The following is a 20,865-nucleotide window of genomic DNA, read 5'->3' as shown; positions in this document are numbered from 1 at the left end:
CCGCCCACCCCACCCCGCCCGGGTCGATCATGCAGTTGTGGTGGGTGACAAAGCGCCCGCTGTGGAACCAAACCGGCACCACAACTCCATGATCGGCAGGGTGCTTCCGGCACCGCAGCACGAAAGGGCCCCTCCCGACCGGGAGGGGCCCTTTCGCAGACCTGAGATCAGACGCGCGGCGCGCCGACCGGCTGGGACGCCTCGACGAACTCCTCGCGCGGGTCGTGCAGCTGCCCGAGGGCCACCACCTCACGCTTGAGGAAGAACGCCAACGACCAGTCCACGACCACCCGGACCTTGCGGTTGAACGACGGGATCCGGCTCATGTGGTACGTCCGGTGCATGACCCACGCCGGCCAGCCGGTCATCTTGATCCCGTACACCTGGGCCACGCCCTTGTGCAGGCCGAGGCTCGCGACGCTGCCGACGTGCTTGTGCTTGTAGTTGACCGGCTCGCGGCCCCGGATCACGGCCGTGATGTTGTCGGCCATCCTGGCGGCCTGGCGCACCGCGTGCTGGGCGCTCGGCGAGCAGAAGTTGCCCGGCTCCTTGGTGAGGTCCGGCACGGCGGCGCAGTCGCCGGCGCTCCACGCGCCCTCGACCACCTGGTCGCCGTCGACCACCTGGAGAGTGGGCAGGCAGGTGATCCGCCGACGGTCGTCGCGCGGGAAGTCGGTCGAGTCCAGCATCGGCGACGGCTTCACGCCGGCCGTCCACACGATCGTGTCGGACCGGAAGCTGTCACCGTCGGAGAGCTTGACCACCCCGTCGACGCAGGACTCGAGCCGGGTGTCCAGCCGGATGTCCATGTTCCGCTTCATCAACTGCTGGACGGTGTAGGCGCCCATGTCCCGGTCGACCTCGGGCAGCACCCGCTGGGTGGCCTCGACCAGCACCCAGCGAACCTCGTCCTGCTTGAGCTCCGGGTAGTAACGCAGGGCGTCGCGAGCCATGTCCTCCATCTCGGCGAGCGCCTCGATGCCGGCGTACCCACCGCCCACGAAGGTGAAGGTCAGCGCCGCACGACGGACGTCCGGATCCGGCGTGGCCGCAGCCACGTCGAGCCGGTCCAGTACGTGGTTGCGCAGGTAGATCGCCTCGCCGATGGTCTTGAATCCGATGCCCTGCTCGTGCAGGCCGGGGATCGGCAGAGTGCGGGAGACCGAACCCGGCGCCACGATCACGTGGTCGTAGGTGATCTCCCGGGCCGGGCCGCTGATCGGCTGCACGGTGGCCACCTTGCGGCCGTGCTCGATCCGCGTGACAGTGCCGGCCACCATCTTGCAGCGACGCAACTCCCGCCGCAGGGGCACCACGGAGTGCCGCGGGGAGATGTTGCCCGCCGCCGCCTCCGGCAGGAACGGCTGGTAGGTCATGTGCGGCTGGGGATCCACCACCATGACCTCAGCCTCACGGGAGCTGAGCTTCTTCGACAGGCGCAGCGCCGCGTACAGACCGACGTGCCCGGCACCCACCACAAGGATCCGCTTCGGATTCACGTTGTCTATCTTTCCCCGGCCGGCTCAGGTAATCCCGCTCGCGGCCCCCATCTGTGACGGAGCACAACCCATGTGACCTGCGTAACCCTCAGGTCGCAGCGGTCACCGCCGTCGCAACAGCCAGCCCAGCAACGCTGCCGTACCCACCGCCAGCAGCAGACCCAGCACCGTGACCCACTGGTATCCGGCCTCCCCACCGGTGTCCCCGGCCTGCAACAACAGCACCCCCAGCACGGCGGTGCCCAGCAGGACGGCCGCCGTCCGCAACAACCAACGGGTGATCATCTCCGGGTCCACCACCGCGTCGTAGGGCAACAGCGCGGCCAGGGCGCAGAGGGTGTGCGCCACATAGAGCAGGGCCGCGAGGGCGAGAAGACGCCAGAGGGCGACCGGGCGGCCGTACCCGTCCGTGGCGACCAACCAGCCACCGATCGTGACCAACGCCGTGAACGTCGCCCAGACCCGGCGCGGGCCGAAAGCCGGCAACAGGGCGGCAACTGTCAGGAACAGGATCGGTCGACCGGACAGCACCTCAGCGGGGAAGGCGAGGACGAACCCGGCAAGCACGGTGACGAAGATCGCCGCCCGAACCAGCAGTGGAGCGGCGCTGATCCGGCTGACCGCATTCTGAAAGGACCGGACCCGCCCGGCAACAACGTCGATCATCTGCGCCTCCGCTCGCTCGCGACCGCGGGGCTCGCAAGCTCGCTCACCGCGCCCTCCGTCCGTTCGCGACTGCGGGGCTCGCAAGCTCACTCCTCGCGCTCACCGGCCACCCACCCTTGGGGCCGTCGCCAGCCGGGCCACATCCCGCAGCACCTGGTCGAGGCTGCCGGCGCCGGCCCAGCGCACCACGGGGACGCCGTGCTCCCGGAGCTGCCCGATCATGATCTCCCGGTCCAGACGCCACAGCCGGTACGCCACCTCGGCCCAGCCCCGGTCCTTCGGTGACGACAGGTCGGTCGGCAACGTGTCGACCGCCACCACGAACCGGCCGGCCCGGGTCAGCCGGGCGAGCATCTGCGCCGACCGTTCGTCCAGCAGCGGGGTGAGCACCACCACCAACGCGTCCGAGGAGAGCAGTTGCGGGCCGAACACCTGGTCGTACGGCTCATGGGAGGACGAGGTCACGCGTACGTCGAGCAGCCACTCCAGGACGGTCAGGTACTGCCGTCGCCCGGCCGCCGGTCGCAGCCGACGGGCTGACGGGCCGTACTCCAGCAGGGAGACCCGGTCGCCACGGTGCAGGTAGTGCTCGGCGATCGCGGCGGTGGCCCGGACGGTGGTGTCCAGCACCGAGGCGGCGCCGTCCACCCCACCGGAACGGCCGGCCTCGGCGAGCACGTCGAGCAGCACCACCACCTCCGCGTCACGGTCGGAGAGGGTGGCCGCCACGTGCAACTGCCGGGCCCGTAACGACACCCGCCAGTCGATACGGCGCAGCCGGTCCCCGGGACCGAATCTGCGTACGCCCGCCAGCTCACCACCCTCACCGGGCCGCCGTGAGTGGTGCGCCCCGACCAGGCCGGCGGCGCGGGGCATCGCCTCCACCGCCTCGAACGGTTCGGTACGCGGGTACACCCGCACGCGGACCGGCTCGATGATCACCGCGCGGGAGACCAGCAGCCCACCCGCCGTCGCAACCCGGGCACCGGCCGGGCCGACCGGATGCCGGCCCCACCGCAGGGCACGGCCGACCAGTTCCAGGTCCACCGCCGACCCGGTGGGCACCGACGTCACGAACGGCCGATCGGCGGCGGAACGACTCGCGCCGCTGGCCGGACCCTGGCTGCCGGTCGGCGTCGTCGCCGCGGGTGGCACGTCGGCGGTGACCCCGTCCCGGGCGAAACCGGCCCGGAAGATCCGCAGCCACGGCGACACGCGGGTACGCAGCACGACCAGGTCGTAGTCGACAGTGTCCGGGTTGCCGACGCTCACCGCCGCCGTCACGTCGCCACCCTCGACCAGCGGCCCGTCGTCCCCCGGGGTGATCCACACCTGCGGCAGCGCCGTGGGGCGTCGGCGCAGCGCGTACGCGGTGCCCAGCGCGAACGGGGCAGCCAGCACGATCAGGTCGACCCGCCCCAGCAGCACCCCCGCCACCAGCAGCAGGCCGGCGAGCAGGACCGCCCGGCCGAGCGCCGGGGTGGGTGCCCAGCCGGCAGCCGGTTCCGGCTCGGTGGATCTCGGCACGGTCGGTCCGGTCATCAGTTCCGGGGCCCGCCGGCGGCGTAGCTGGGCAGGGCGCCGCTGGCCGGGGCGGGGGTCGCTTCCAGCACCTCGCCGACCACGAACGCCGGGTCGACCCGGCGCAACCACATCTCCGGGCGCAGGGTGATCCGGTGGGCCAGTGCAGGTGCCGCGACATCCTTGACGTCCTCCGGCACCACGTAGTCGCGTCCGCCGAACACCGCGCGCACCCGGGCCAGCAGCAGCAGCGCCAACGATCCGCGAGGCGAAGCGCCGACCAGCACCGACGGGTGCTCCCGGGTCGCCGCGGTGAGGGACACGATGTAGTGGCCGATGGAGTCTTCCACCACCACGTCCTCCAGGGCGGCCTGCATGGCCCGCAGCGTTGCCGCGTCGACGACCGCCTTGATCTCCGCCTCCTCGCGGCGACGGCTCATCCGACGGCGCAGCACCTCCCACTCCTCTTCGTGCTGCGGGTAACCGAAGGAGACCCGCAGCAGGAACCGGTCGAGCTGGGCCTCGGGCAGCGGGTACGTGCCCTCGTACTCGATCGGGTTGGCAGTGGCCAGCACGTGGAACGGTTCGTCCAGCTTGTAGGTCACACCCTCCACCGAGACCTGCTTCTCCTGCATCGCCTCCAGCAGCGCGGACTGCGTCTTCGGCGGCGTCCGGTTGATCTCGTCGGCGAGGAGCAGGTTGGTGAAGACCGGGCCGGCCCGGAAGGTGAAGTCCCCGTTGCGCTGGTCGTACAGGAACGAGCCGGTGACGTCGGCGGGCAGCAGGTCGGGGGTGAACTGCAACCGGCGGAAGTCCAACCCGAGCGCCTGGGCGAACGAGCGCGCGGTCAGCGTCTTGCCCAGCCCCGGCAGGTCTTCCAGGAGCACGTGCCCGCCCGCGAGGATGCCGGCGAGGACCAGCTCCAACGCGTCCCGCTTACCGACCACGACGGTGCCGACCGCGTCCAGGACCGCCCGAGCCAGATGGCCGACCTCGGCGGGGGCAATGGTCCGGTCCACGTCGTTCATCAGATCTTCTCCAGTTCGGCGACGATCACCGCGAGGTCGCGCGGCGACGGGGTGCGGCGAGGCGGGGTCTCCAGGAACGTCCAGAGCCGGTCGCCCAGCAGGGCGCGGGCGCGGGCCGGATCCGACTCGCGGGTGACGCCGTGCTTCAGGCGCATCCGCTCGTCGGCCAGTTCACCGATGCGGGGCAGGACCACCCCGCTGAAACGTTCGGGTCGGGTGTTGGACCAGTCCAACGGCCATTCCCAGCGATTGATCGCGCTGCGCAGCGCGTCCCGGGCACCCCAGTTGTAACTGCCGTCCTCCTCACCCGACACGTTCCGGGAACCGGCTGGCGGCGGGGGTGGCGGCGCGAGCAGGGCGGTGACCCGGCGGACGGCCAGCACGGCCAGCACCCCGGCGATCAGCACGGGCAGCGAGACCTGGAGGCCGACAGCGCGCAGGCCGACGAGCAGCACCGCGACCACCGCGGCGGCCCACGCGAGCGAGCGCAGCACCGGGCGGATCCGGGAACGGCGCGCCTGGGGGCCCGCCGGCGTCGCCTCCTCCTCGAACGCGAGCAGGTCGTCGATGCTGGTGCTACTCATGCGCTGCACCTCTGGTTCGCGACTGCGGGGCTCGCAGACCCGGCTCACTCCTCGCGCTCACGGGGTCACCACCGCGGTGAGTTCGCCGCGCAGCCGGCGCAGCGCGGCGCGCGCCTGGTCGCGGGTGCGTTCGTCGACCGGGCGGGTCGCGTACCGAGCCTCCCGGTAGACGTGTGCGAACTCGTTCAGCACATCGGTGCTGACGATCGCCGGCACGCCGGCCGCCGGGTCACCGTGCAGCAGCCGGCTGACCAGGTCGGTGGGGGTGTCCCCGGCGAGCCGTGGCACACCGGCCGCGGCGGCGGCCTCCTCCAGGCGTACCCAGCAGGCGATCACCGCCACCCGGGGGTCGGTGTCCCGGTCGTCGAGTTCCACCAGGCCGGCGTCGAGGGCCGCGACCACCTCCCGGGCGGTGCCCTCGGCGCTACGCCGGGCCCGCTGCGTGGGCAGATTCCGGGTGGTGCGGCGCAACGCACCTCGGATCAGGATCCAGGTCAGGTAACCGAGGGCGGCGAAGATGGCCAGCCCGAGCAGGACCATCGCCACGGTGGCGATCCACTGCGGTATGTGCGCCTGGGTGGCCTCACCGGCGTCGCGCGGCTCGACCGGAATCGACGGCGGCGGCTCGGCGGTCGGGTACTCGGGCACCCAGGGGACGTTCTCCGCGGCTGGCGGGATCCGACTGGCCCCGATCGACGAGTTGGCGGACGCCAGCGCAGCACCGACGAGCAACGCGGCGACCGCGGCGACCGGCCACCACCGGCGAAGCAACCCGAGGGCCGGGCGCAACACCCCCTGCTCGGCGGCAGGGGACGGCGTGGGCGGGCGTGTTCCGTCTGTCATCGCCACCGCCCCACGCGTCTCAGTCCACCCCGGCCAGCTGTTTAGCCTGACCGAAGACATCGTCCAGCATCTCTGGTGTCAGCCGCCCGGTGAAGGTGTTCTGCTGGCTGACGTGGTAGCAGCCCAACAGGTCCGGCGCGTCCGTGCCGGACCAGTGTGCCCCATGACCGAACGCCGGTCGCGGGCTGGGCGGGCGCAGCCCGTACACCTGACGGAGCACCGGCCACCACGCGGCCCAGGCGAACGCGCCGAGCGCGACCACGACGCGCAGCGTGGGCCGGATGAGCGTGACCTCCCGGTGCAGCCAGGGTGCGCACGTGTCCCGCTCCTGCGGCGTCGGCTTGTTGTCCGGCGGCGCACATCGGACGGCCGAGAAGATCCGGATGTCCCGCAGGGCGAGCCCGTCGTCGGCGGCGACGCTGGTCGGCTGGTTGGCCAGCCCGGCCCGGTGCAGCGCGGCGAACAGCACGTCGCCGGAACGGTCACCGGTGAAGATCCGGCCGGTGCGGTTGCCGCCGTGCGCGGCGGGCGCCAGCCCGAGGATGGCGATCCGCGCGTCGGCGGTGCCGAAACCCGGCACCGGCCGGCCCCAGTATTCCTGGTCGCGGAAGGCGGCCCGGCGGGTGCGGGCCACCTCCTCCCGCCACCGGACCAGCCGTGGGCAGGCAAAACAGTCGCTGACACCCGCGTCGAGGTCCGCCAGGTCGGTCGCCCGCGCTGCGCGGGCGACCACCTCCTCGGGGGTATGCGACTCAGCCAAGCTTGGCCCGGAAGAGTTCCAGGGTGCGAGCCCAGGCGCTGGACGCGGCACGCTGGTCGAACGCCTCAGGCCGGTCGTCGTTGAAGAAGGCGTGCGAGGTGCCCGGGTAGTCGTAGAGGTGGCAGTCACCGCCGGCCTCCTCGATGGCCCGACGGGCGGTCTGTACGCCCTCGGCGGCCGAGGTGCCGTCCTCTTCGGAGCAGTGGATGACCGCGGCCTTGCCTGCATAGTCGGCCCAGTCGGGGCGCATCGACTCCCACGGCAGCACGGGATAGAAGCCGGCGGTCGCGACGATCCGCTCGGAGATGGTGGCTGACCAGAGGGCGAGGCTGCCACCGGCGCAGAAGCCCACGGCACCGACCTTACCGGTCACCTCCGGACGCCCCGCGAGATAGTCGGCCGCACCGGCGATGTCCTTCGCCGCCTCGTCCATCCGCATCGCCATCAGCAACCGCTGTGCCTCGTCCGGCTCGCTGGTCGTCTCACCGTGGTAGAAGTCGGGCGCGAGGGCGACGAAACCAGCCTCGGCGAACCGGTCCGCCACCGACCGGATGTGCGGGACGAGGCCCCACCACTCCTGGATGACGATGACGGCGGGGCTGGCCATGCCGCTGGCGGGTATCGCGAGATACCCCTCGCTCATGCCCCCGTTGCTGCGGTAGCTCACCATTTCGCCCATGGGCCGTCCTCCTAGCGGTCAGTCATCGTTGGCTGGTCGCCCAGTGGTCCTACGTGCCGGTAGCCTGCCACGCCACGCGGCCGTCCGGAAGACGCCGGAACAGTGGCATTCACCTCCTGTTCGCCGGCCGGTAACTGCGGGTACGCCGACGGCGGCGGGGTCTGCTCCCGCCGCCGTCGATGCTGGCCTGGCGCGTCGGTCAGGCCTTCTTGGTCAGACAGAGCACGTAGCCCGACTTGCCCGGCTCGACGCTGGAGAAGATGTAGCCCTCTTCGTCGTTCTGGAAGAACGAGTCGCACGCGGTGCCGGCCTTGGCCTGCGCCTCGCTCTGGTCGTTCACCCGACCAACCACGGTGTACGCCGCGTCGGTCGAGGTGCACTCGACGACCTTGGCGCCGTCGACCTTCTCCTGCCCGGTCCCCGTGACCTCCGGCAGCTCGGCGATGCAGTCGCCGGCCTTGGCGTCGGCGGTCTCGTCCTTGTTGAAGTAGCCGCCGATCGCCGAGGCGAGACCGAACTTCAGGCCGGCGACGACGACGATCGCGAGGATCGCGCCGACGATGCCCAGAGCCTTCATCCCACCGGACTTCTTCGCCTCCGGCTCGGCCGTCGCCGTGGCGGTCGCGGGCGGCACTGCCGCATCCGACGTGGCCGCCTGCGGGTCGGCCGCATCCGACGTGGCCGCCTGCGGGGCCGTCACATCTGGCTTGGTCGCCTGCGGGTCCGCCGCCTCCGGCTTGGCGGCCTGCGGGTCGGCCGTTCCCGGCTTCGCCTCCAGCGGCTCGGTCGCATCTGACGTGGCCGCCTGCGGCTGGGCCGGCGTCGGCTGCGGCGTCTCGACGGCCGGCTGGGGTGCTGCGGCGTCGGGCGCGGAGGGCGGTGCGACCTGGTCTGACACGGGGGGTCCTTCCGAGGGGTTGATGAGCAGACGACACCGTAACGATCATTGATTTACGGTGCCGTCCCGCTCGCCTCGTCCGTTCAGTTATTTCCCAGCTTCGGCAGCATGATCCAGTTCACACCGCGACTCAGCTCGTCGGAGTCGGAGTCGGAGTCGGTGCGTCGCTCGGCGTCACGGTGCTGCCGGCCGTGGGCTGGCCGGTGGGCGTTCCGGTCGCCGTCGGCGTCCCGGTCGGACCGGGTGTGCTGCTCGGGTCCGGCGTGGTGGTGGGCGGCGTGGGAGCGAGGGGCGCGCCCGGGGCCCGGGGTCCGAACGGCGCCTGCTCCGGGCAGTACGGGTACGGCCGCAGCAGCGGGTTGCCGTACTCGTCGATGCGGCCACCACAGTCCGGGTAGCCCAGCCGGATCGGATTGCCGTTCTGGTCGAAGAGCCGGGCGTTCTCCACCAGCCGGCCCTCGCTGTCGTAGACGAAGACGTCCCGGATCTGGCCGTACTGGCTGTCGACCGAGGTCTGGTCGTAGTAGTAGTCACGGCCGAGCCGGTCCTCGGTGTTGACCAGTGCGGCCAACGCGAAGACCACCAGCACCGCGCTGCCCACCTGCACCGCCGAACGTGGCCAGCGGGTCAGCCGGGCGGAGCGGCGGCCAATCCAGATGGAGGCGAGCACGAAGCCGACCAGCATGATCAGGCCTGCGAGCAGCTCTCCACCGAACCGGGGCAACAGGTTGTAATAGTTGCCGCCGGTGGAGATGACCGTGACCAGCATCGCCGCCAGGTAGCCACGCAGCACCCACCAGCCCGGGCGCAACAACCGGAGGAAGTCGCTCGCCGTCTCGTACCCCAGGGGTGGGCCCAGACGGGTGTCGACAGTGCGCAGGCGGCTGCGGACCCCGACCAGCGCGGCGGCGACCCGCTGGTCGAGATTCCGCCCACCGCCCCCGGCGGCGGCGCCGGCCGCGGCGCGCAGCTCGGCAGCGTACGTCTCGGGCTCGCCCAGCCGCTCGACGAGAGTGCCCTCCGCCTCGGCCGCAACCTCGGTGAGGTGGTCGGCGAGATCCTCGGTCAGCTCGTCGCGTTGGGTGGGTGGCAGGTCGGCCAGAGCGGCCCGGACCCGCGCCACGTAGTCGGTGATCTCCTGCTCCATGACGGTCATGCCGCCATCCCCCGATCGTCGAGCAGACTGTCCATAGTGGTGGCGAACGAGCGCCAGAGCTTGCCGGAGCGGGTCAACTGGTCACGCCCCGCGGCGTTGAGTGAGTAGTACTTGCGGTGCGGCCCGGATTCGCTCGGCACGACGTACGTGGTGAGCAGGCCGGCGGCGAAGAGGCGGCGCAGCGTCCCGTAGACCGAGGCGTCGCCGACCTCCTCCAGGCCGGCCTCGCGCAACCGGCGCAGAATGTCGTAACCGTAGCCGTCCTCCTCTCGGAGCACGGCCAGGACGGCCAGATCGAGCACGCCCTTCAGCAACTGTGTGGTGTCCACGCATTGCAGACTAGTGCGCAATGCGCAGTAGCGTCAACGATTCCGCCCCGACACGCAGGCGAGGGGGCGCGGCCCTACCGAAACCTTGATCGACTCGACTTACTGGAAATCGGGGTATCCGCCCTGCTGGGACACCGCGACTTTCAGGAAACCGAGTCGATCAAATGGCCAGGCTCCAGGCGATGCCGTCGAGGATGTCGTGCTCGGAGGCGACCACCGACGGCATCCCGGCCCGCTCCATGATCACGCGAAGCACCAGCGCGCCGGCGCCGATCACGTCGGCCCGGCCCGGGTGCATCACCGGGTTCGCCAACCGCTGCTCACGGGTCTGACTCAGCAGGTCCGCGGTCACCTGGGCGACCGCCTCGTACGACACCCGGGCGTGGTGGATGCGCTCTGGCTCGTACTCCCGCAGGCCCTGCGCGAGGGCAACCACTGTGGTGACCGACCCGGCGAGACCGACCAGGGTTGCCGCCTCGCGGCCGGGCACCACGGCGAGCGCCCGGTCGACGGCGGCCGCGATGTCGGCCTGAGCGGCCGCGACCTGCTCGGACGTCGGCGGGTCACCGGGCAGGTGCCGCTCGGTCATCCGGACGCAGCCGATGTCCACCGAGATGGCCGCGCGCACGCCGGCGGCCCGGTCACCGACCACGAACTCGGTGGAGCCTCCGCCGATGTCGACGACCAGGAACGGCGCCTTCGCGTCGGCCGGGAGCCCGCGCACCGCGCCGGTGAACGACAGTCGGGCCTCCTCGTCGCCGGTGACCACCTCGGGCGCGACGCCGAGGGTGCGCTGCACCATCTCGGTGAAGTCGGCGGCGTTGGCGGCGTCGCGGGAGGCGGAGGTGGCACACATGCGGACCCGCTCGGCGCCCAACTTCTCGATGTCGGCGGCGTACGACGCGAGCGCCACCCGGGTCCGTTCGATCGCCTCCGGTGCCAGACGACCGGTGCGGTCCACACCCTGGCCGAGCCGGACGATCTCCATCCGGCGGGTCAGGTCGACCAGCGGCGCCTGCGGCCCGGCCGACTCCCCGGGCAGGTCGGCGACCAGCAGTCGGATCGAGTTGGTCCCGCAGTCGATGGCCGCCACTCGCGTCGTCACGGCAGCAACCTTACGGCAGGGCGGGCGGCCACCCGGCTGCCTGGGCGGCCGACGGACCCGCCTCGGACGAGTCGCCCGGCAGCCCTCGCAGCAGGTTCGCGCCGAGCGCCGTCAGGTGGTGTCGCACGGACCCGCCGTCCCGCTCGCTGGCCACCAGGCCGGTGGCCCGCAGCGCGGTGGCGTGCTCCGAGGCTGAGGAGAGGCTGATCCCGACGGCCCGCGCCAGCACCGTGGTGGTCATCCCGCCGTCGGCCGCGAGTTGGCGCAGGACCAGCGCCCGGGTGGCGCCGAGCAACCGGCCGAGGGGATCGCCCTCGGCGGTGGCCCCGCGCGGAGGCATCAGCGCCGGGTAGACGAGCAGGATCGGGCGATCCGGCTCGACCAGCACCCGGGGCCGGGGGCCGGCCAGCGGGGAGGGCAGCAGGATGAGCCCGTGGCCGGTGCCGGGCAGTTCGCCGTCCCACCACGTCCGCACCTCCAGCACCGGCTCCCGCCACCGGATGGCCGGGTGCAGGCCCGCGAAGAGGCTGGCCAGGCCGTGCTGCGCCAGCCGTTGACTGGCGCAGGTCACCTGCTGGCGGTACGCGGACACCAGATCGGGCCAGTGCGGCGCGAGGACGGCGTCGAACCAGGTGCGGACGGCCCCGCCGAACAGGTCGAGCATCTCCGGGTCGGCTGCGGCGAACCGCCGCCGCAGCGGGGTGGCGGCCACGTCCGCGTACGCCGCGCCGACCTCGGCGCGTACCCGTCGTGGCGGGGTCGCCTGAATCGCCTCCAGACCGGCGGCGACCGACTCCACACCGGCGAAGGGGGTGACGAAGTCCGGCAGGCGCCCCCGTGCCGGCAGCAGGTGCCGCAGAACCGCGGTGGCGGCCTGGGCGGCTCCTGTGCTCTCCAGCGCTGCCGCCCGCTCGGCCAGCGTCGGGGCCATCGCTGCCACCGTCGGATCCCGCAGCCACTGGCCGGCCAGCAGAGCGGTGCCGACCGGGTGCAGCCGGGCACCGAACCGCACCCGGCAGAGATCCGCCGGCCCGAGATGGAGGCGAAGCATGGGAAACAGCCTGCCGTCCTTCGCCCAGGACCGAAAGGGTTGATCCACAATCCGACGCCCTCCAGGGTGGACGGCGGGGTCGACGGGGGGTGGCCGGCGTGCGGCGGACAGTGGCAGTGTTGACGGGGCTCTGCCTCATGGTCGTGGCCGCGGCTTGTGGTGAGCGGGGGCAACCCTCGTCGGCCCCGACCGCCGCTCCCTCCGCGTCGACCGAACGCCCGGCGGCGGGCGACCACGAGCTCACCCTGACGCACAACGGGGTCGAGCGCACCTACCTGCTGCACGCACCGCCCGGCTACGACCCGGGCAGGCCGTCCGCGCTGGTCATCGCGCTGCACTTCTATCCCGGGACCGGCTCTGCGATGAGGGAGCTGGCGGGCCTGGAGGCCAAGGCTGACAAGGACAACGTGCTGGTCGCGTACCCCGACGGCGTGGGCGGAGGCTTCAACGCGCTGGTCTGCTGCGGCAGCCAGGACGACGTCGGGTTCCTCACCGCTCTCACCGGTCACCTGGTGCGGACCTGGCACGCGGACCCGAACCAGGTCTTCCTCACCGGCATCTCCAACGGCGGCGACATGAGCTTCCGGGCGGCGGTGGAGAGCACCGGCACGTACGCCGCGATCGGGGTGGTCAGCGGCGGTTACAGCGGGAAGCTGACCACTGCCGACAGCTACGTGCCGAAGAGCCCCGTCTCCGTGATCACCTTCATCGGCGGCCAGGACCGGTACGCGTCGACCTTCCAGACCGGCATGCAGACCTGGCAGCAGCGGCTCTCCTGCCGGCCGAGCCCGAAGGCGGCCGGGGTGCCGGGTGTGACGCACACGGTGGCGAGCTGCGCGGACGGCAGCGAGGTCAGCGTCTACACCCTGCCCGAGATGGGCCACAGTTGGCCGGGGGCGACAGCCGGTCAGCTCGCCGCGTCCTCCGCCGGGCTGTCGGCCACCGACCTGATGTGGGAGTTCTTCGCGACGCACCCCCGCAAGGCCTGACCTACAGGCGCAGCAGCATCCGGGTGTTGCCCAGCGTGTTCGGCTTGACCCGCTCCAGGTCCAGGAACTGCGCGACACCCTCGTCGTACGAGCGCAGCAACTGCTCGTACACCTGGCGAGGCACCGGTGCGCCGTCGATCTCCTGAAAGCCGAACGCGCCGAAGAACCGCGTCTCGAAGGTGAGCGCGAAGATCCGGGCCACGCCCAGCTCCCGGGCCGCGTCGATCAGCTCCCCCACCAGCCGGTGCCCGATCCGCTGGCCCCGGCAGGACGGGTCCACAGCGACCGTGCGGATCTCGGCCAGGTCCTCCCACATCACGTGCAGCGCGCCGCAGCCCACCACGACGCCGTCGTCGGCGCGGACCGCCACCCGGAACTCCTGCACGTCCTCATAGAGGGTGACGGTGGCCTTGCTCAGCAGGCGGCGGTCGTCGGTGTAGGTGTCCACCAGCCGCCGGATGCCCCGTACGTCCCCGGTGCGGGCCCGCCGCACCACGATCTGACTCTCGGACGCCGAGGACTCGGTCGGCGCGTTCATTCGCCCGCCGGGACGTCCACGCACGGACCGGCCGACCACCATGGCTCGACCAGCGCCAACGTCTCGTCGCCGAACGGGTTCACGCCCGGGCCGGCGCCCAGGGCGTGCCCCAGGTGCACGTGCAGGCACTTCACCCGGCCCGGCATCCCGCCGGCCGAGATTCCGGCGATCTCCGGCACCTCACCGACCGCCTCCCGGCGGGCGAGGTAGTCCTCGTGCGCGGCACGGTAGTGCGCGGCCAGCTCTGGGTCCGTCGTCAGCCGGTCCGCCATCTCCTTCATCAGCCCCGCCGACTCCAGCCGGCTGCACGCCGCGGTGGCCCGGGGGCAGGTCAGGTAGAAAAGCGTCGGAAACGGGGTGCCGTCGGCGAGGCGGGGGGTCGTCTCCACCACGTCCGGGAGGCCGCACGGGCATCGGTGGGCGACCGCCCGGGTGCCCCGGGGCGTCCGGCCGAGCTGCGCGGCCACCGCGGCCAGGTCGGCCTCCGTGGCCGGCTCCCGCTGCGGCAGAGGTACGGAATCCGCCGCCGGCTCCGACGGTGGTACGACAGTCACGGTCTCTCCTGGTGCGTCGATCGGTGGATCACTTGCCCGGCTGCTGGCTGTCGGCTGCCTGCACGCTCGACCAGAGCGTGTCGTACCAGGTCGACGGCCCCGCCGGGGCGGCCGAACCGGCCGACTTCCCGGCGTCCCGGGCGGCGCCCTCCGGGTCGTGCAGCACCACCATCATCTTCTCGCCCGGCTCGCCCATGAAGAACCGCTCCCGAGCCTGCGTCTTGATGTACTCGTCGTCGTTCCAGTTGGCAGCCTCGGCCTCGAGCTTGGCGATCTCCGCCGCCTGCACCGCCTGGGCCGCCTCCATCCGCTCGATGTCGGCCTGCTGGTCCAGGTAGACCCGGACCGGGTACGTGTAGGCCAGCGCGAGCGCGATCAGGACCGCGAACAGCACTGTGGCCCGGCCGGTGAAGCGACGGGGGTGGGGCGCGGCGAGCCGCTTCACGCCTGCGCCGGCGGCGGTACGCCGAGCGGCGGCCGGACGATTCGCCGAGCGAACGCCCTCGGCGCCCCGGGCAGCACCCGGCGCCCGACCAGCGGCGCGGGGGTCGGCGCGTACGCCGGCCTCCCGGACCGATCCCCGCGTGGCGCGGCCACCACCCGGCCGACCGGACTGACCCGGTCGGCGGGCGGGACGCTGACCACCCGGTGTGCGGCGCTGCTGCATCGTCACACCCCTCCCCCGAGGCTTCGCGCGTCTCAGGCCGAACGGTAGCGCGGGAACGCGCCGGCGCCGGCGTAGCGCGCCGCGTCGGCCAGCTCCTCCTCGATCCGGAGCAGCTGGTTGTACTTCGCGACGCGGTCCGAGCGGGCCGGCGCGCCGGTCTTGATCTGGCCGCAGCCGGTGGCCACCGCCAGGTCGGCGATGGTGGTGTCCTCGGTCTCGCCGGAACGGTGGCTCATCATGCACTTGAAGCCGGCCCGGTGGGCCAGGTCCACCGCGTCCAGCGTCTCGGTCAGCGAGCCGATCTGGTTGACCTTGACCAGGACCGCGTTCGCCGACTTCTCCGCGATGCCGCGCGCGATGCGCTGCGGGTTGGTCACGAACAGGTCGTCGCCGACGATCTGCACCCGGTCGCCGATCGAGGCGGTCAGCGTCTGCCAGCCGCTCCAGTCGTCCTCGGCCAGCGGGTCCTCGATCGACACGATCGGGTAGTCACCGGCCAGCTTGGTGTAGTAGTTGCTCATCTCCTCGGCGGACTTCGCGGAACCCTCGAAGGTGTAGGTGCCGTTGTCGAAGAACTCCGTGGCTGCCACGTCGAGCGCGAACACGATGTCGGTGCCCAGCCGGTAACCGGCCTTCTCGACCGCCTCGGCGATCAGGTCCAGGGCCGCCGCGTTGGTCGGCAGGTTCGGGGCGAAGCCGCCCTCGTCGCCGAGCCCGGTGGACAGGCCCTTCTTCTTCAGCACCGACTTGAGGGCGTGGTAGACCTCCGCGCCGGAGCGCAGCGCCTCACGGAAGGTGGGGGCGCCGATCGGGGCGACCATGAATTCCTGGATGTCGACGTTCGAGTCGGCGTGCGCGCCACCGTTGAGGATGTTCATCATCGGCACCGGCAGGAGGTGCGCGTTCGGGCCGCCCAGGTAACGGAAGAGGCTCAGCTCGGCGCTGCCGGCAGCGGCCTTCGCCACCGCGAGGGAAACCCCGAGGATGGCGTTCGCGCCCAGCTCCGACTTGCTGTCGGTGCCGTCGATGTCGAGCATCTTCTGGTCGATGAGCCGCTGCTCGCTGGCCTCGTACCCGATGATCTGGTCGACGATCTTGTCCTCGACGTTGGAGACCGCCTTCTCCACGCCCTTGCCCTGGTAGCGGTCGGCGTCACCGTCGCGCAGCTCGATCGCCTCGAAGGCGCCGGTGGAGGCGCCGGAGGGCACGGCCGCGCGGGCCACCGTGCCGTCGTCCAGGCCGACCTCGACCTCGACCGTCGGGTTGCCCCGCGAGTCGAGAATCTCCCGGGCGACGATTCCCTCGATGGTTGCCACTGAGTCGCTCCTCGTTGTTGTGATCCGGTCCGTGGGTGGGCCGCGACGGTGCGGCTGAGGCAGGTGTTGAACGCAGCGTATCGGGCGGCGCGAACGGGCACGGCGTCGCCCGCGCACCCGAGTCGCCGCGCACTGACGGACATTCCCGGATTTCCGGGCGTCAACCGGCAACGGGTTTGCGCTGCGCGGACCGGATCCACCAGGCTGGTCGCCATGCCCGCCGCCTCGACCACCCTCCGCATGCTCGCCGTGTCGGTCATCGCGTCGCTCACAGTCACCGGCTGTCAGACATTCGAGGACGCCGGAGTCGCCATGGGTCGCTCGGAACTCGTCAACGACCTCGCCGTCCGCCTCGACCGGGCGCTGGAGTTGACCTACTCGGCCGACTACCAGCTGCCCGGCGGCCAGAGCGCCGCGATCGTGCAGGCACAGGACCCGGCACGCTCCGCGTACACCTACCCCGGCGGGCGACTCACCGTCACCCCCGAGGCCGTCACCCGGTGTACGACGACCGGCGCCCGCCCGCAGTGCACGCTTGTCGCCCCGCCCACCCCGGGCAGCAAACCCACAGTGACCCTCTTCGGTGAGGCCAACCAGCAGGGCCTGGTCACGCCGCCGGTGGTGATCGGGATGCTGACCGCCGCCGCGCTCGACCCGCAGGCGGTCATCAAGCAGAGCGACACCACCGTCGCCGGGCACCACGCCGCCTGCGTCGAGGTGCAGGGCTCGTCCGGCGACTTCACCGCCTGCGTGACCACCGAGGGCGTGCTGGGCAGCTTCACCGGACCCGTCGACGGCAAGCCGATGGAGCTGGCGCTGAGCCGCTACTCCGTGACCGTGGACAAGGACGCGTTCGACCCGCCGGCCGGCGCCGGCGTCGTGGACCGCCGCCCAGGCGGATCGTGACCGCGGTGCGCAGCTCTCAAGATCCGCACAAGTTCGGGGAAGTTGCTGCCTCCGGGGCGCTGGAGGCAGCAACATCCGAGAAGTTGTGCGGATCTTGAGGCGGGACACGGTGACCGGCGCGGGCGACGGGGTTGCTCAGACCCCGAGCAGGGTGCGCAGGTGGCGCGGGGGCGGGCAGTCGTGGGCGAGCATCGCGTCGTGCCAGTCGCGCACCGACACGCCGTCCGGGCGGGCGGCGGCGATCTCGGCCATCTCGCTGTACCCGACGAAGTAGGTGGAGAGCTGGGTGGAGGTGAGCAACGACCGGCGCCACTTGCCGGCCGCCTCGCCCTCCTCCTGGAAGCCGCGCCCGGTCATCAACGCCATCGCCTCGGCCTCGGGCAGGTCGTCGGCGTGCACCAACTGGTCGAGCAGGGCGTTGATGGTCATCCGGAGCTGCATCTTGAGCTGCTGCAACCGCACCGGCAGGCCTCCGTAGCCGAGGCCGGCCATCAGCTCCTCGGTGTAGACCGCCCAGCCCTCGATGAACGGGCCGGACTCGGCCAGCGCCCGGACGCGGGTGCCACCGACGTAGCGGCGGGCGTGGGCGAGCTGGAGGAAGTGCCCCGGCATCGCCTCGTGCACGGTCAGGTTGCGGATCATGTGGTCGTTGTACTCGCGGTAGAACGACTCCACCCGCTGCGCCGGCCAGTCCGACGGGGTGGGCGCGATGCAGTAGAAGGTGGGCACGGCCGCGGTCTCCAGCGGGCCGGGCGCGTCGCAGTAGGCCACCGCGACACCCCTGGCGAACTCCGGCATCTCCTGGATCACGCACCGGTCGTCGACCAGGGTGACCAGGTCGTGCGCGCGGACGAAGTCGGTCGCCTCGTCCAGGGTCACCCCGGCCAGGTCGACGATCGTCGCGTCGTCCGGGTGCTCGGCGGCGAGCACGTCCAGCGCCCGGCGGACGGCCGCGTCGTCGGCCGGGCCGCCGACCAGCTCGACGGCCGCCTCGCGGATCTCCGCGGTGACCCGGTCCAGGTTGGCCCAGGCACGGCGCTGGATCTCGGCGGCGCCCAGCTCGGTGTCGAGGGTGTGCCAGAGTCGGGCCTCCCAGCGGCGGCGGCCCAGCCGCGGGTCCCGCCCCGGGCCGGCGTCGGCGGCCAGGCCGGCGCGCAGCCACGCGACGAACTCCTCCAGCGCGGCGATCGCCGCCGTGGCCGCCGGCTCGACCCGGTCGAGGGCGCTCGGGGCCTGGGCGAGCAGCGGCGGCAGCTCGTCGCGGATCAGCGCGGCCGTGCCGGCGAACTGGCCGACCGCCGTCTCCGCGTGGATCCGCGGCATGTCCCGCAGCGTCGCGCGGGCGGTGGCGAGGGCGTCCGGTACGGCGGCGAGCCGGCCGGCCAGCTGGGTCAGCCGCACCTCCGCCGGGGCATACGGGCGGGCCAGCAGCGGGTGCAGGAGCGCGCCGGGGTTGTGGCGCAGCGGATCCCACTCGTGCGACCGGATCTCGGTCAGCTCGAACAGCTCCCGGTCCACGAATGAGCTGAGCAGAGCGTGGTCGACCTGCTCTTCCACGTCGAGCGAGTCCGGGTCCAGTTCGGACAGGGCGTTGGCCGCGTCGGAGAGCATCGCCCGGTCGGCGGCCAGCGCGTCGACGGACAGGTCCGGCAGCCGGTCGTCGAACCGGTGGTCCCCGGCAGCGGTGGCAACCCCCGGCCGTGACTCCAGCAGTGCCTCGACAACCCGCTCAGCTAGTACCCCAAACGCCTCCACCCGGCCCACCCTACCGACCGGCCCACCCACTGCCACCTGTTACGTCGATCATGAAGTTATTGCCGTCGACCTCGGCGTGTCGTGGCAACAACTTCATGATCAACGCGGGTCTGGGAGCTCGGGGGTGGGGGTTTCGGCGGGTGGGGTTTCGGCGGTTCGGATGGCCTCTGCGTAGGCCAGGGTGGCGCGGCGCAGGGCCGCTTCCGGGTCGATGCCCGCCTCGCGGGCCGCCGCTACAGTGGCCAGGAGGCTCGCGCCCAACCTTGCTTCGGCATCCACCTGGGTGTCGGCCAACGGCGGTGGGACCTCGATGCCCCTGCGGGCGGCGCGCTTCAGGATCTGCGCGGCCAGGGCCAGGGCGGGCTGGCTCAGGGCCACGCCGTCCAGCACCGAGTCGCGTGCCTTCTCAGCGCGCTTGATCCGCTCCCAGTTCTCGGTGATGTCCTCCAGAGTGCCCGCCTCGGCACCCGCGAAGACGTGCGGATTGCGCCGGATCATCTTGTCGACCAGGCCACCGGCCACGTCGTCGATGGTCCACCGCTCGTCCTCGGGCAACTCCTCGGCGAGCCGCGCGTGCAGCACCACCTGCAACAGGACGTCACCCAACTCCTCGCGGAGCGCGTCGGTGTCGTCGGCGCTGATCGCGTCGTACGCCTCGTAGCTCTCCTCCAGCAGATAACCGGCGAGGCTGCGGTGCGTCTGCGCGCGTTTCCACGGGTCGCCACCCGGCGAGGCCAGCCGGTCCATCACGGCCACCGCGTCGAGCAGTCGGGCGCCCGGCGGATCCCACGAGCCGTACATCAGCTCCATCTCGGCCAACCCCGGCTGCCGGGCCAACCGCAGACCCAACTCACGGGCCAGCGCCTCGTCGCCCGCCGGACCGGCCAGCCACACCACAGTGCCGTGCGTCGCCACCGCATCCAGCAACGGCTGCGTCGCCGGCCCGTCCACCACTGTGACCTCGGCGCCCGCCTGGCGCACGGCCGTGACCAGCTCGCTCTCCGCGCCGGTCAACACCGGGTGCTGGCGTACGACATCCCAGGCCGCGGAGGTCAGCAGGCCGGCGGGCAACCGGGGTGAGGTGACCAGGAGGACGATCCGTGCCGACATGCTCAGCTGGCCGTGCCCTCGTCGCTCGGGGGCGTGGCCGCGTCGCTCGGGGCCGTTGCGTCGTCGCTCGGGTTGGCGCCCGACGGGAGCGGCTCCGGGGTGGAGATGTCGGTGACGGTGCCCGCCTTCTCCAGGTAGGGAAGGCTGTACCTGCCGAAGCCCCCGTTCGGCACTTGGAGCAGGGCCGGAATCTCCAGCGCGGAGTAGCGCGGGTTGAGCGAGACGTCCTCCCGCTCCACCTCTGCCTCGAACGCCGCGCTGAGGGCCACCACCGCGGCCACCTGCGGGGCGATGGCCGGATCGGCGAACGCCGAACGCTGCTGCTCGACCGTCCAGCCGGCCGGGGCCACCTCGCCCTCCACCATCTTGGCGTAGACGACCGACCGCAGCTCGTCGGTCAGCTCGGCCGGCGGCAGACCCGCCTGGAGGGCGAGGAAGAGGTTGTACCAGTCAGCGGCGAGCTTCGCGTACTCGGAGCCAGGAGCTCCGAAACTCTTGCCCAACTCGTCGGCTTTGAGCTGGTCCTGGACCGGGATCTTCTTCTCCGCGACGATCCGCTTGGCCAGGTCGATGCCGACGAGCAGGTTGAGCATGTCCTGTGGGGTCGCGTCGATCCGGAGCATCTCCGGCGAGGGAGACGCGGACGGCCCGTTCTGCTGCTGGAACGCCGCCCGGGCGGTCGTCTCGTACTTCGCCTGGGCCTCGGCGTGGATCTCGTCGACCCGTTGCACCGAATAGGTGGTGTCACCGACGTACGCGGCGACCCCCGGTGCGGACTTACCGCAGGCAGCGAGGGAGAGGACACCCAGGGCCGCGACGCTGGCGGCGGCGATCACACGGCGAGCACGCATGCCCGCCACTCTCTCATGCCCTCTCCCGTGCTGTGACGGCCCCCACCTCACCGAGCTTCC

At 72.0% G+C, this 20,865-nt stretch carries 22 protein-coding genes; 2 read left to right on the top strand and 20 right to left on the bottom strand.

Annotation, left to right across the window (positions count from 1 at the left end):
* Positions 1 to 167: 167 nt before the first annotated feature.
* The 13 genes from CLT68_RS10940 to CLT68_RS10880 form a co-directional block, all read right to left on the bottom strand.
* On the bottom strand, positions 168 to 1,499 hold the full coding sequence (locus CLT68_RS10940; RefSeq protein ID WP_088946248.1) for an NAD(P)/FAD-dependent oxidoreductase: 1,332 nt from the start codon (positions 1,497 to 1,499) through the stop codon (positions 168 to 170).
* 102 nt (positions 1,500 to 1,601) lie between these two features.
* On the bottom strand, positions 1,602 to 2,162 hold the full coding sequence (locus tag CLT68_RS10935) for a hypothetical protein (protein ID WP_486482423.1): 561 nt from the start codon (positions 2,160 to 2,162) through the stop codon (positions 1,602 to 1,604).
* A gap of 102 nt (positions 2,163 to 2,264) precedes the next feature.
* Entirely contained in the window at positions 2,265 to 3,707 is a 1,443-nt protein-coding gene (locus CLT68_RS10930; protein ID WP_099850594.1) for a DUF58 domain-containing protein, read from the bottom strand.
* On the bottom strand, positions 3,707 to 4,714 hold the full coding sequence (locus tag CLT68_RS10925) for an AAA family ATPase (protein ID WP_099850592.1): 1,008 nt from the start codon (positions 4,712 to 4,714) through the stop codon (positions 3,707 to 3,709). The genes CLT68_RS10930 and CLT68_RS10925 overlap by 1 nt, the downstream gene beginning before the upstream one ends.
* Positions 4,714 to 5,298 (bottom strand): hypothetical protein, encoded by a 585-nt coding sequence (locus CLT68_RS10920; RefSeq protein ID WP_099850590.1) that lies wholly within the window; start codon positions 5,296 to 5,298, stop codon positions 4,714 to 4,716. Before CLT68_RS10920 ends, CLT68_RS10925 begins: the two co-directional genes overlap by 1 nt.
* 57 nt (positions 5,299 to 5,355) lie before the next feature.
* A complete protein-coding gene (locus CLT68_RS10915) occupies positions 5,356 to 6,141 on the bottom strand; it encodes a DUF4129 domain-containing protein (protein WP_099850588.1) in 786 nt (261 codons plus the stop codon).
* 19 nt (positions 6,142 to 6,160) lie between these two features.
* Positions 6,161 to 6,874: a uracil-DNA glycosylase gene (locus CLT68_RS10910; protein WP_099850585.1), complete on the bottom strand. Its 714-nt coding sequence runs from the start codon at positions 6,872 to 6,874 to the stop codon at positions 6,161 to 6,163.
* A gap of 19 nt (positions 6,875 to 6,893) precedes the next feature.
* Entirely contained in the window at positions 6,894 to 7,580 is a 687-nt protein-coding gene (locus CLT68_RS10905) for a dienelactone hydrolase family protein (protein WP_099850582.1), read from the bottom strand.
* A gap of 199 nt (positions 7,581 to 7,779) precedes the next feature.
* Complete coding sequence (locus CLT68_RS10900; protein ID WP_486482134.1) at positions 7,780 to 8,478, bottom strand: LppU/SCO3897 family protein; 699 nt, start codon at positions 8,476 to 8,478, stop codon at positions 7,780 to 7,782.
* A 130-nt stretch (positions 8,479 to 8,608) separates the two neighbouring features.
* Positions 8,609 to 9,634, bottom strand: coding sequence for an HAAS signaling domain-containing protein (locus tag CLT68_RS10895; RefSeq protein WP_099850578.1), 1,026 nt, complete (start codon positions 9,632 to 9,634; stop codon positions 8,609 to 8,611).
* Positions 9,631 to 9,963 carry a PadR family transcriptional regulator gene (locus tag CLT68_RS10890; RefSeq protein WP_074316865.1) on the bottom strand — a complete coding sequence of 111 codons (333 nt, stop codon included), beginning with the start codon at positions 9,961 to 9,963 and terminating at the stop codon, positions 9,631 to 9,633. The genes CLT68_RS10895 and CLT68_RS10890 overlap by 4 nt, the downstream gene beginning before the upstream one ends.
* A gap of 160 nt (positions 9,964 to 10,123) precedes the next feature.
* Complete coding sequence (locus CLT68_RS10885; RefSeq protein WP_099850576.1) at positions 10,124 to 11,056, bottom strand: Ppx/GppA phosphatase family protein; 933 nt, start codon at positions 11,054 to 11,056, stop codon at positions 10,124 to 10,126.
* A gap of 22 nt (positions 11,057 to 11,078) precedes the next feature.
* Positions 11,079 to 12,119: a winged helix-turn-helix transcriptional regulator gene (locus CLT68_RS10880; protein ID WP_099850573.1), complete on the bottom strand. Its 1,041-nt coding sequence runs from the start codon at positions 12,117 to 12,119 to the stop codon at positions 11,079 to 11,081.
* Between the two features lie 98 nt (positions 12,120 to 12,217).
* On the opposite strand from CLT68_RS10880, the gene CLT68_RS10875 reads away from it, so the two are divergent.
* Complete coding sequence (locus CLT68_RS10875) at positions 12,218 to 13,108, top strand: CE1 family esterase (protein ID WP_486482133.1); 891 nt, start codon at positions 12,218 to 12,220, stop codon at positions 13,106 to 13,108.
* Between the two features lies 1 nt (position 13,109).
* Here the strand turns inward: CLT68_RS10875 and CLT68_RS10870 are convergent, their stop codons facing one another.
* The 4 genes from CLT68_RS10870 to eno are packed head-to-tail and all read right to left on the bottom strand — an operon-like array spanning position 13,110 to position 16,183.
* Entirely contained in the window at positions 13,110 to 13,646 is a 537-nt protein-coding gene (locus CLT68_RS10870) for an amino-acid N-acetyltransferase (protein WP_099850571.1), read from the bottom strand.
* Positions 13,643 to 14,200 (bottom strand): DUF501 domain-containing protein, encoded by a 558-nt coding sequence (locus CLT68_RS10865; RefSeq protein ID WP_088946235.1) that lies wholly within the window; start codon positions 14,198 to 14,200, stop codon positions 13,643 to 13,645. Before CLT68_RS10865 ends, CLT68_RS10870 begins: the two co-directional genes overlap by 4 nt.
* A 28-nt stretch (positions 14,201 to 14,228) precedes the next feature.
* Complete coding sequence (locus CLT68_RS10860; protein WP_099857014.1) at positions 14,229 to 14,867, bottom strand: FtsB family cell division protein; 639 nt, start codon at positions 14,865 to 14,867, stop codon at positions 14,229 to 14,231.
* 32 nt (positions 14,868 to 14,899) lie between these two features.
* Positions 14,900 to 16,183 carry a phosphopyruvate hydratase gene (gene eno / locus CLT68_RS10855; protein ID WP_088946234.1) on the bottom strand — a complete coding sequence of 428 codons (1,284 nt, stop codon included), beginning with the start codon at positions 16,181 to 16,183 and terminating at the stop codon, positions 14,900 to 14,902.
* Between the two features lie 213 nt (positions 16,184 to 16,396).
* Between eno and CLT68_RS10850 the strand changes: the two genes are divergently transcribed.
* Positions 16,397 to 17,089: a hypothetical protein gene (locus CLT68_RS10850; RefSeq protein WP_099850569.1), complete on the top strand. Its 693-nt coding sequence runs from the start codon at positions 16,397 to 16,399 to the stop codon at positions 17,087 to 17,089.
* A 135-nt stretch (positions 17,090 to 17,224) separates the two neighbouring features.
* Here the strand turns inward: CLT68_RS10850 and CLT68_RS10845 are convergent, their stop codons facing one another.
* The 3 genes from CLT68_RS10845 to CLT68_RS10835 form a co-directional block, all read right to left on the bottom strand.
* The gene (locus CLT68_RS10845; RefSeq protein ID WP_099857012.1) at positions 17,225 to 18,844 is read right to left on the bottom strand and encodes a DUF885 domain-containing protein; all 1,620 of its coding nucleotides are present in this window, start codon (positions 18,842 to 18,844) and stop codon (positions 17,225 to 17,227) included.
* A gap of 99 nt (positions 18,845 to 18,943) precedes the next feature.
* Positions 18,944 to 19,954, bottom strand: a complete 1,011-nt coding sequence (locus CLT68_RS10840; RefSeq protein ID WP_099850567.1) for a nucleoside triphosphate pyrophosphohydrolase — start codon at positions 19,952 to 19,954, stop codon at positions 18,944 to 18,946.
* A 2-nt stretch (positions 19,955 to 19,956) separates the two neighbouring features.
* Positions 19,957 to 20,805 carry a hypothetical protein gene (locus tag CLT68_RS10835; protein ID WP_143743161.1) on the bottom strand — a complete coding sequence of 283 codons (849 nt, stop codon included), beginning with the start codon at positions 20,803 to 20,805 and terminating at the stop codon, positions 19,957 to 19,959.
* Positions 20,806 to 20,865: the final 60 nt, after the last annotated feature.

The organism is Micromonospora sp. CNZ299 (assembly GCF_002754415.1).
The sequence above is the reverse complement of the archived record's forward strand: the minus strand, read 5'-3'. Positions and strand labels throughout refer to the sequence as shown.

Excerpts from the sequence above, each read along its gene's own strand:
- CLT68_RS10870 (WP_099850571.1), bottom strand. The coding sequence starts at position 13,646 with ATGAACGCGCCGACCGAGTCCTCGGCGTCCGAGAGTCAGATCGTGGTG.
- CLT68_RS10860 (WP_099857014.1), bottom strand. The coding sequence starts at position 14,867 with ATGCAGCAGCGCCGCACACCGGGTGGTCAGCGTCCCGCCCGCCGACCG.
- CLT68_RS10850 (WP_099850569.1), top strand. The coding sequence starts at position 16,397 with ATGCCCGCCGCCTCGACCACCCTCCGCATGCTCGCCGTGTCGGTCATC.
- CLT68_RS10915 (WP_099850588.1), bottom strand. The coding sequence starts at position 6,141 with ATGACAGACGGAACACGCCCGCCCACGCCGTCCCCTGCCGCCGAGCAG.
- CLT68_RS10840 (WP_099850567.1), bottom strand. The coding sequence starts at position 19,954 with ATGTCGGCACGGATCGTCCTCCTGGTCACCTCACCCCGGTTGCCCGCC.
- CLT68_RS10880 (WP_099850573.1), bottom strand. The coding sequence starts at position 12,119 with ATGCTTCGCCTCCATCTCGGGCCGGCGGATCTCTGCCGGGTGCGGTTC.
- CLT68_RS10925 (WP_099850592.1), bottom strand. The coding sequence starts at position 4,714 with ATGAACGACGTGGACCGGACCATTGCCCCCGCCGAGGTCGGCCATCTG.
- CLT68_RS10895 (WP_099850578.1), bottom strand. The coding sequence starts at position 9,634 with ATGACCGTCATGGAGCAGGAGATCACCGACTACGTGGCGCGGGTCCGG.
- CLT68_RS10905 (WP_099850582.1), bottom strand. The coding sequence starts at position 7,580 with ATGGGCGAAATGGTGAGCTACCGCAGCAACGGGGGCATGAGCGAGGGG.
- CLT68_RS10930 (WP_099850594.1), bottom strand. The coding sequence starts at position 3,707 with ATGACCGGACCGACCGTGCCGAGATCCACCGAGCCGGAACCGGCTGCC.
- CLT68_RS10835 (WP_143743161.1), bottom strand. The coding sequence starts at position 20,805 with ATGCGTGCTCGCCGTGTGATCGCCGCCGCCAGCGTCGCGGCCCTGGGT.
- CLT68_RS10920 (WP_099850590.1), bottom strand. The coding sequence starts at position 5,298 with ATGAGTAGCACCAGCATCGACGACCTGCTCGCGTTCGAGGAGGAGGCG.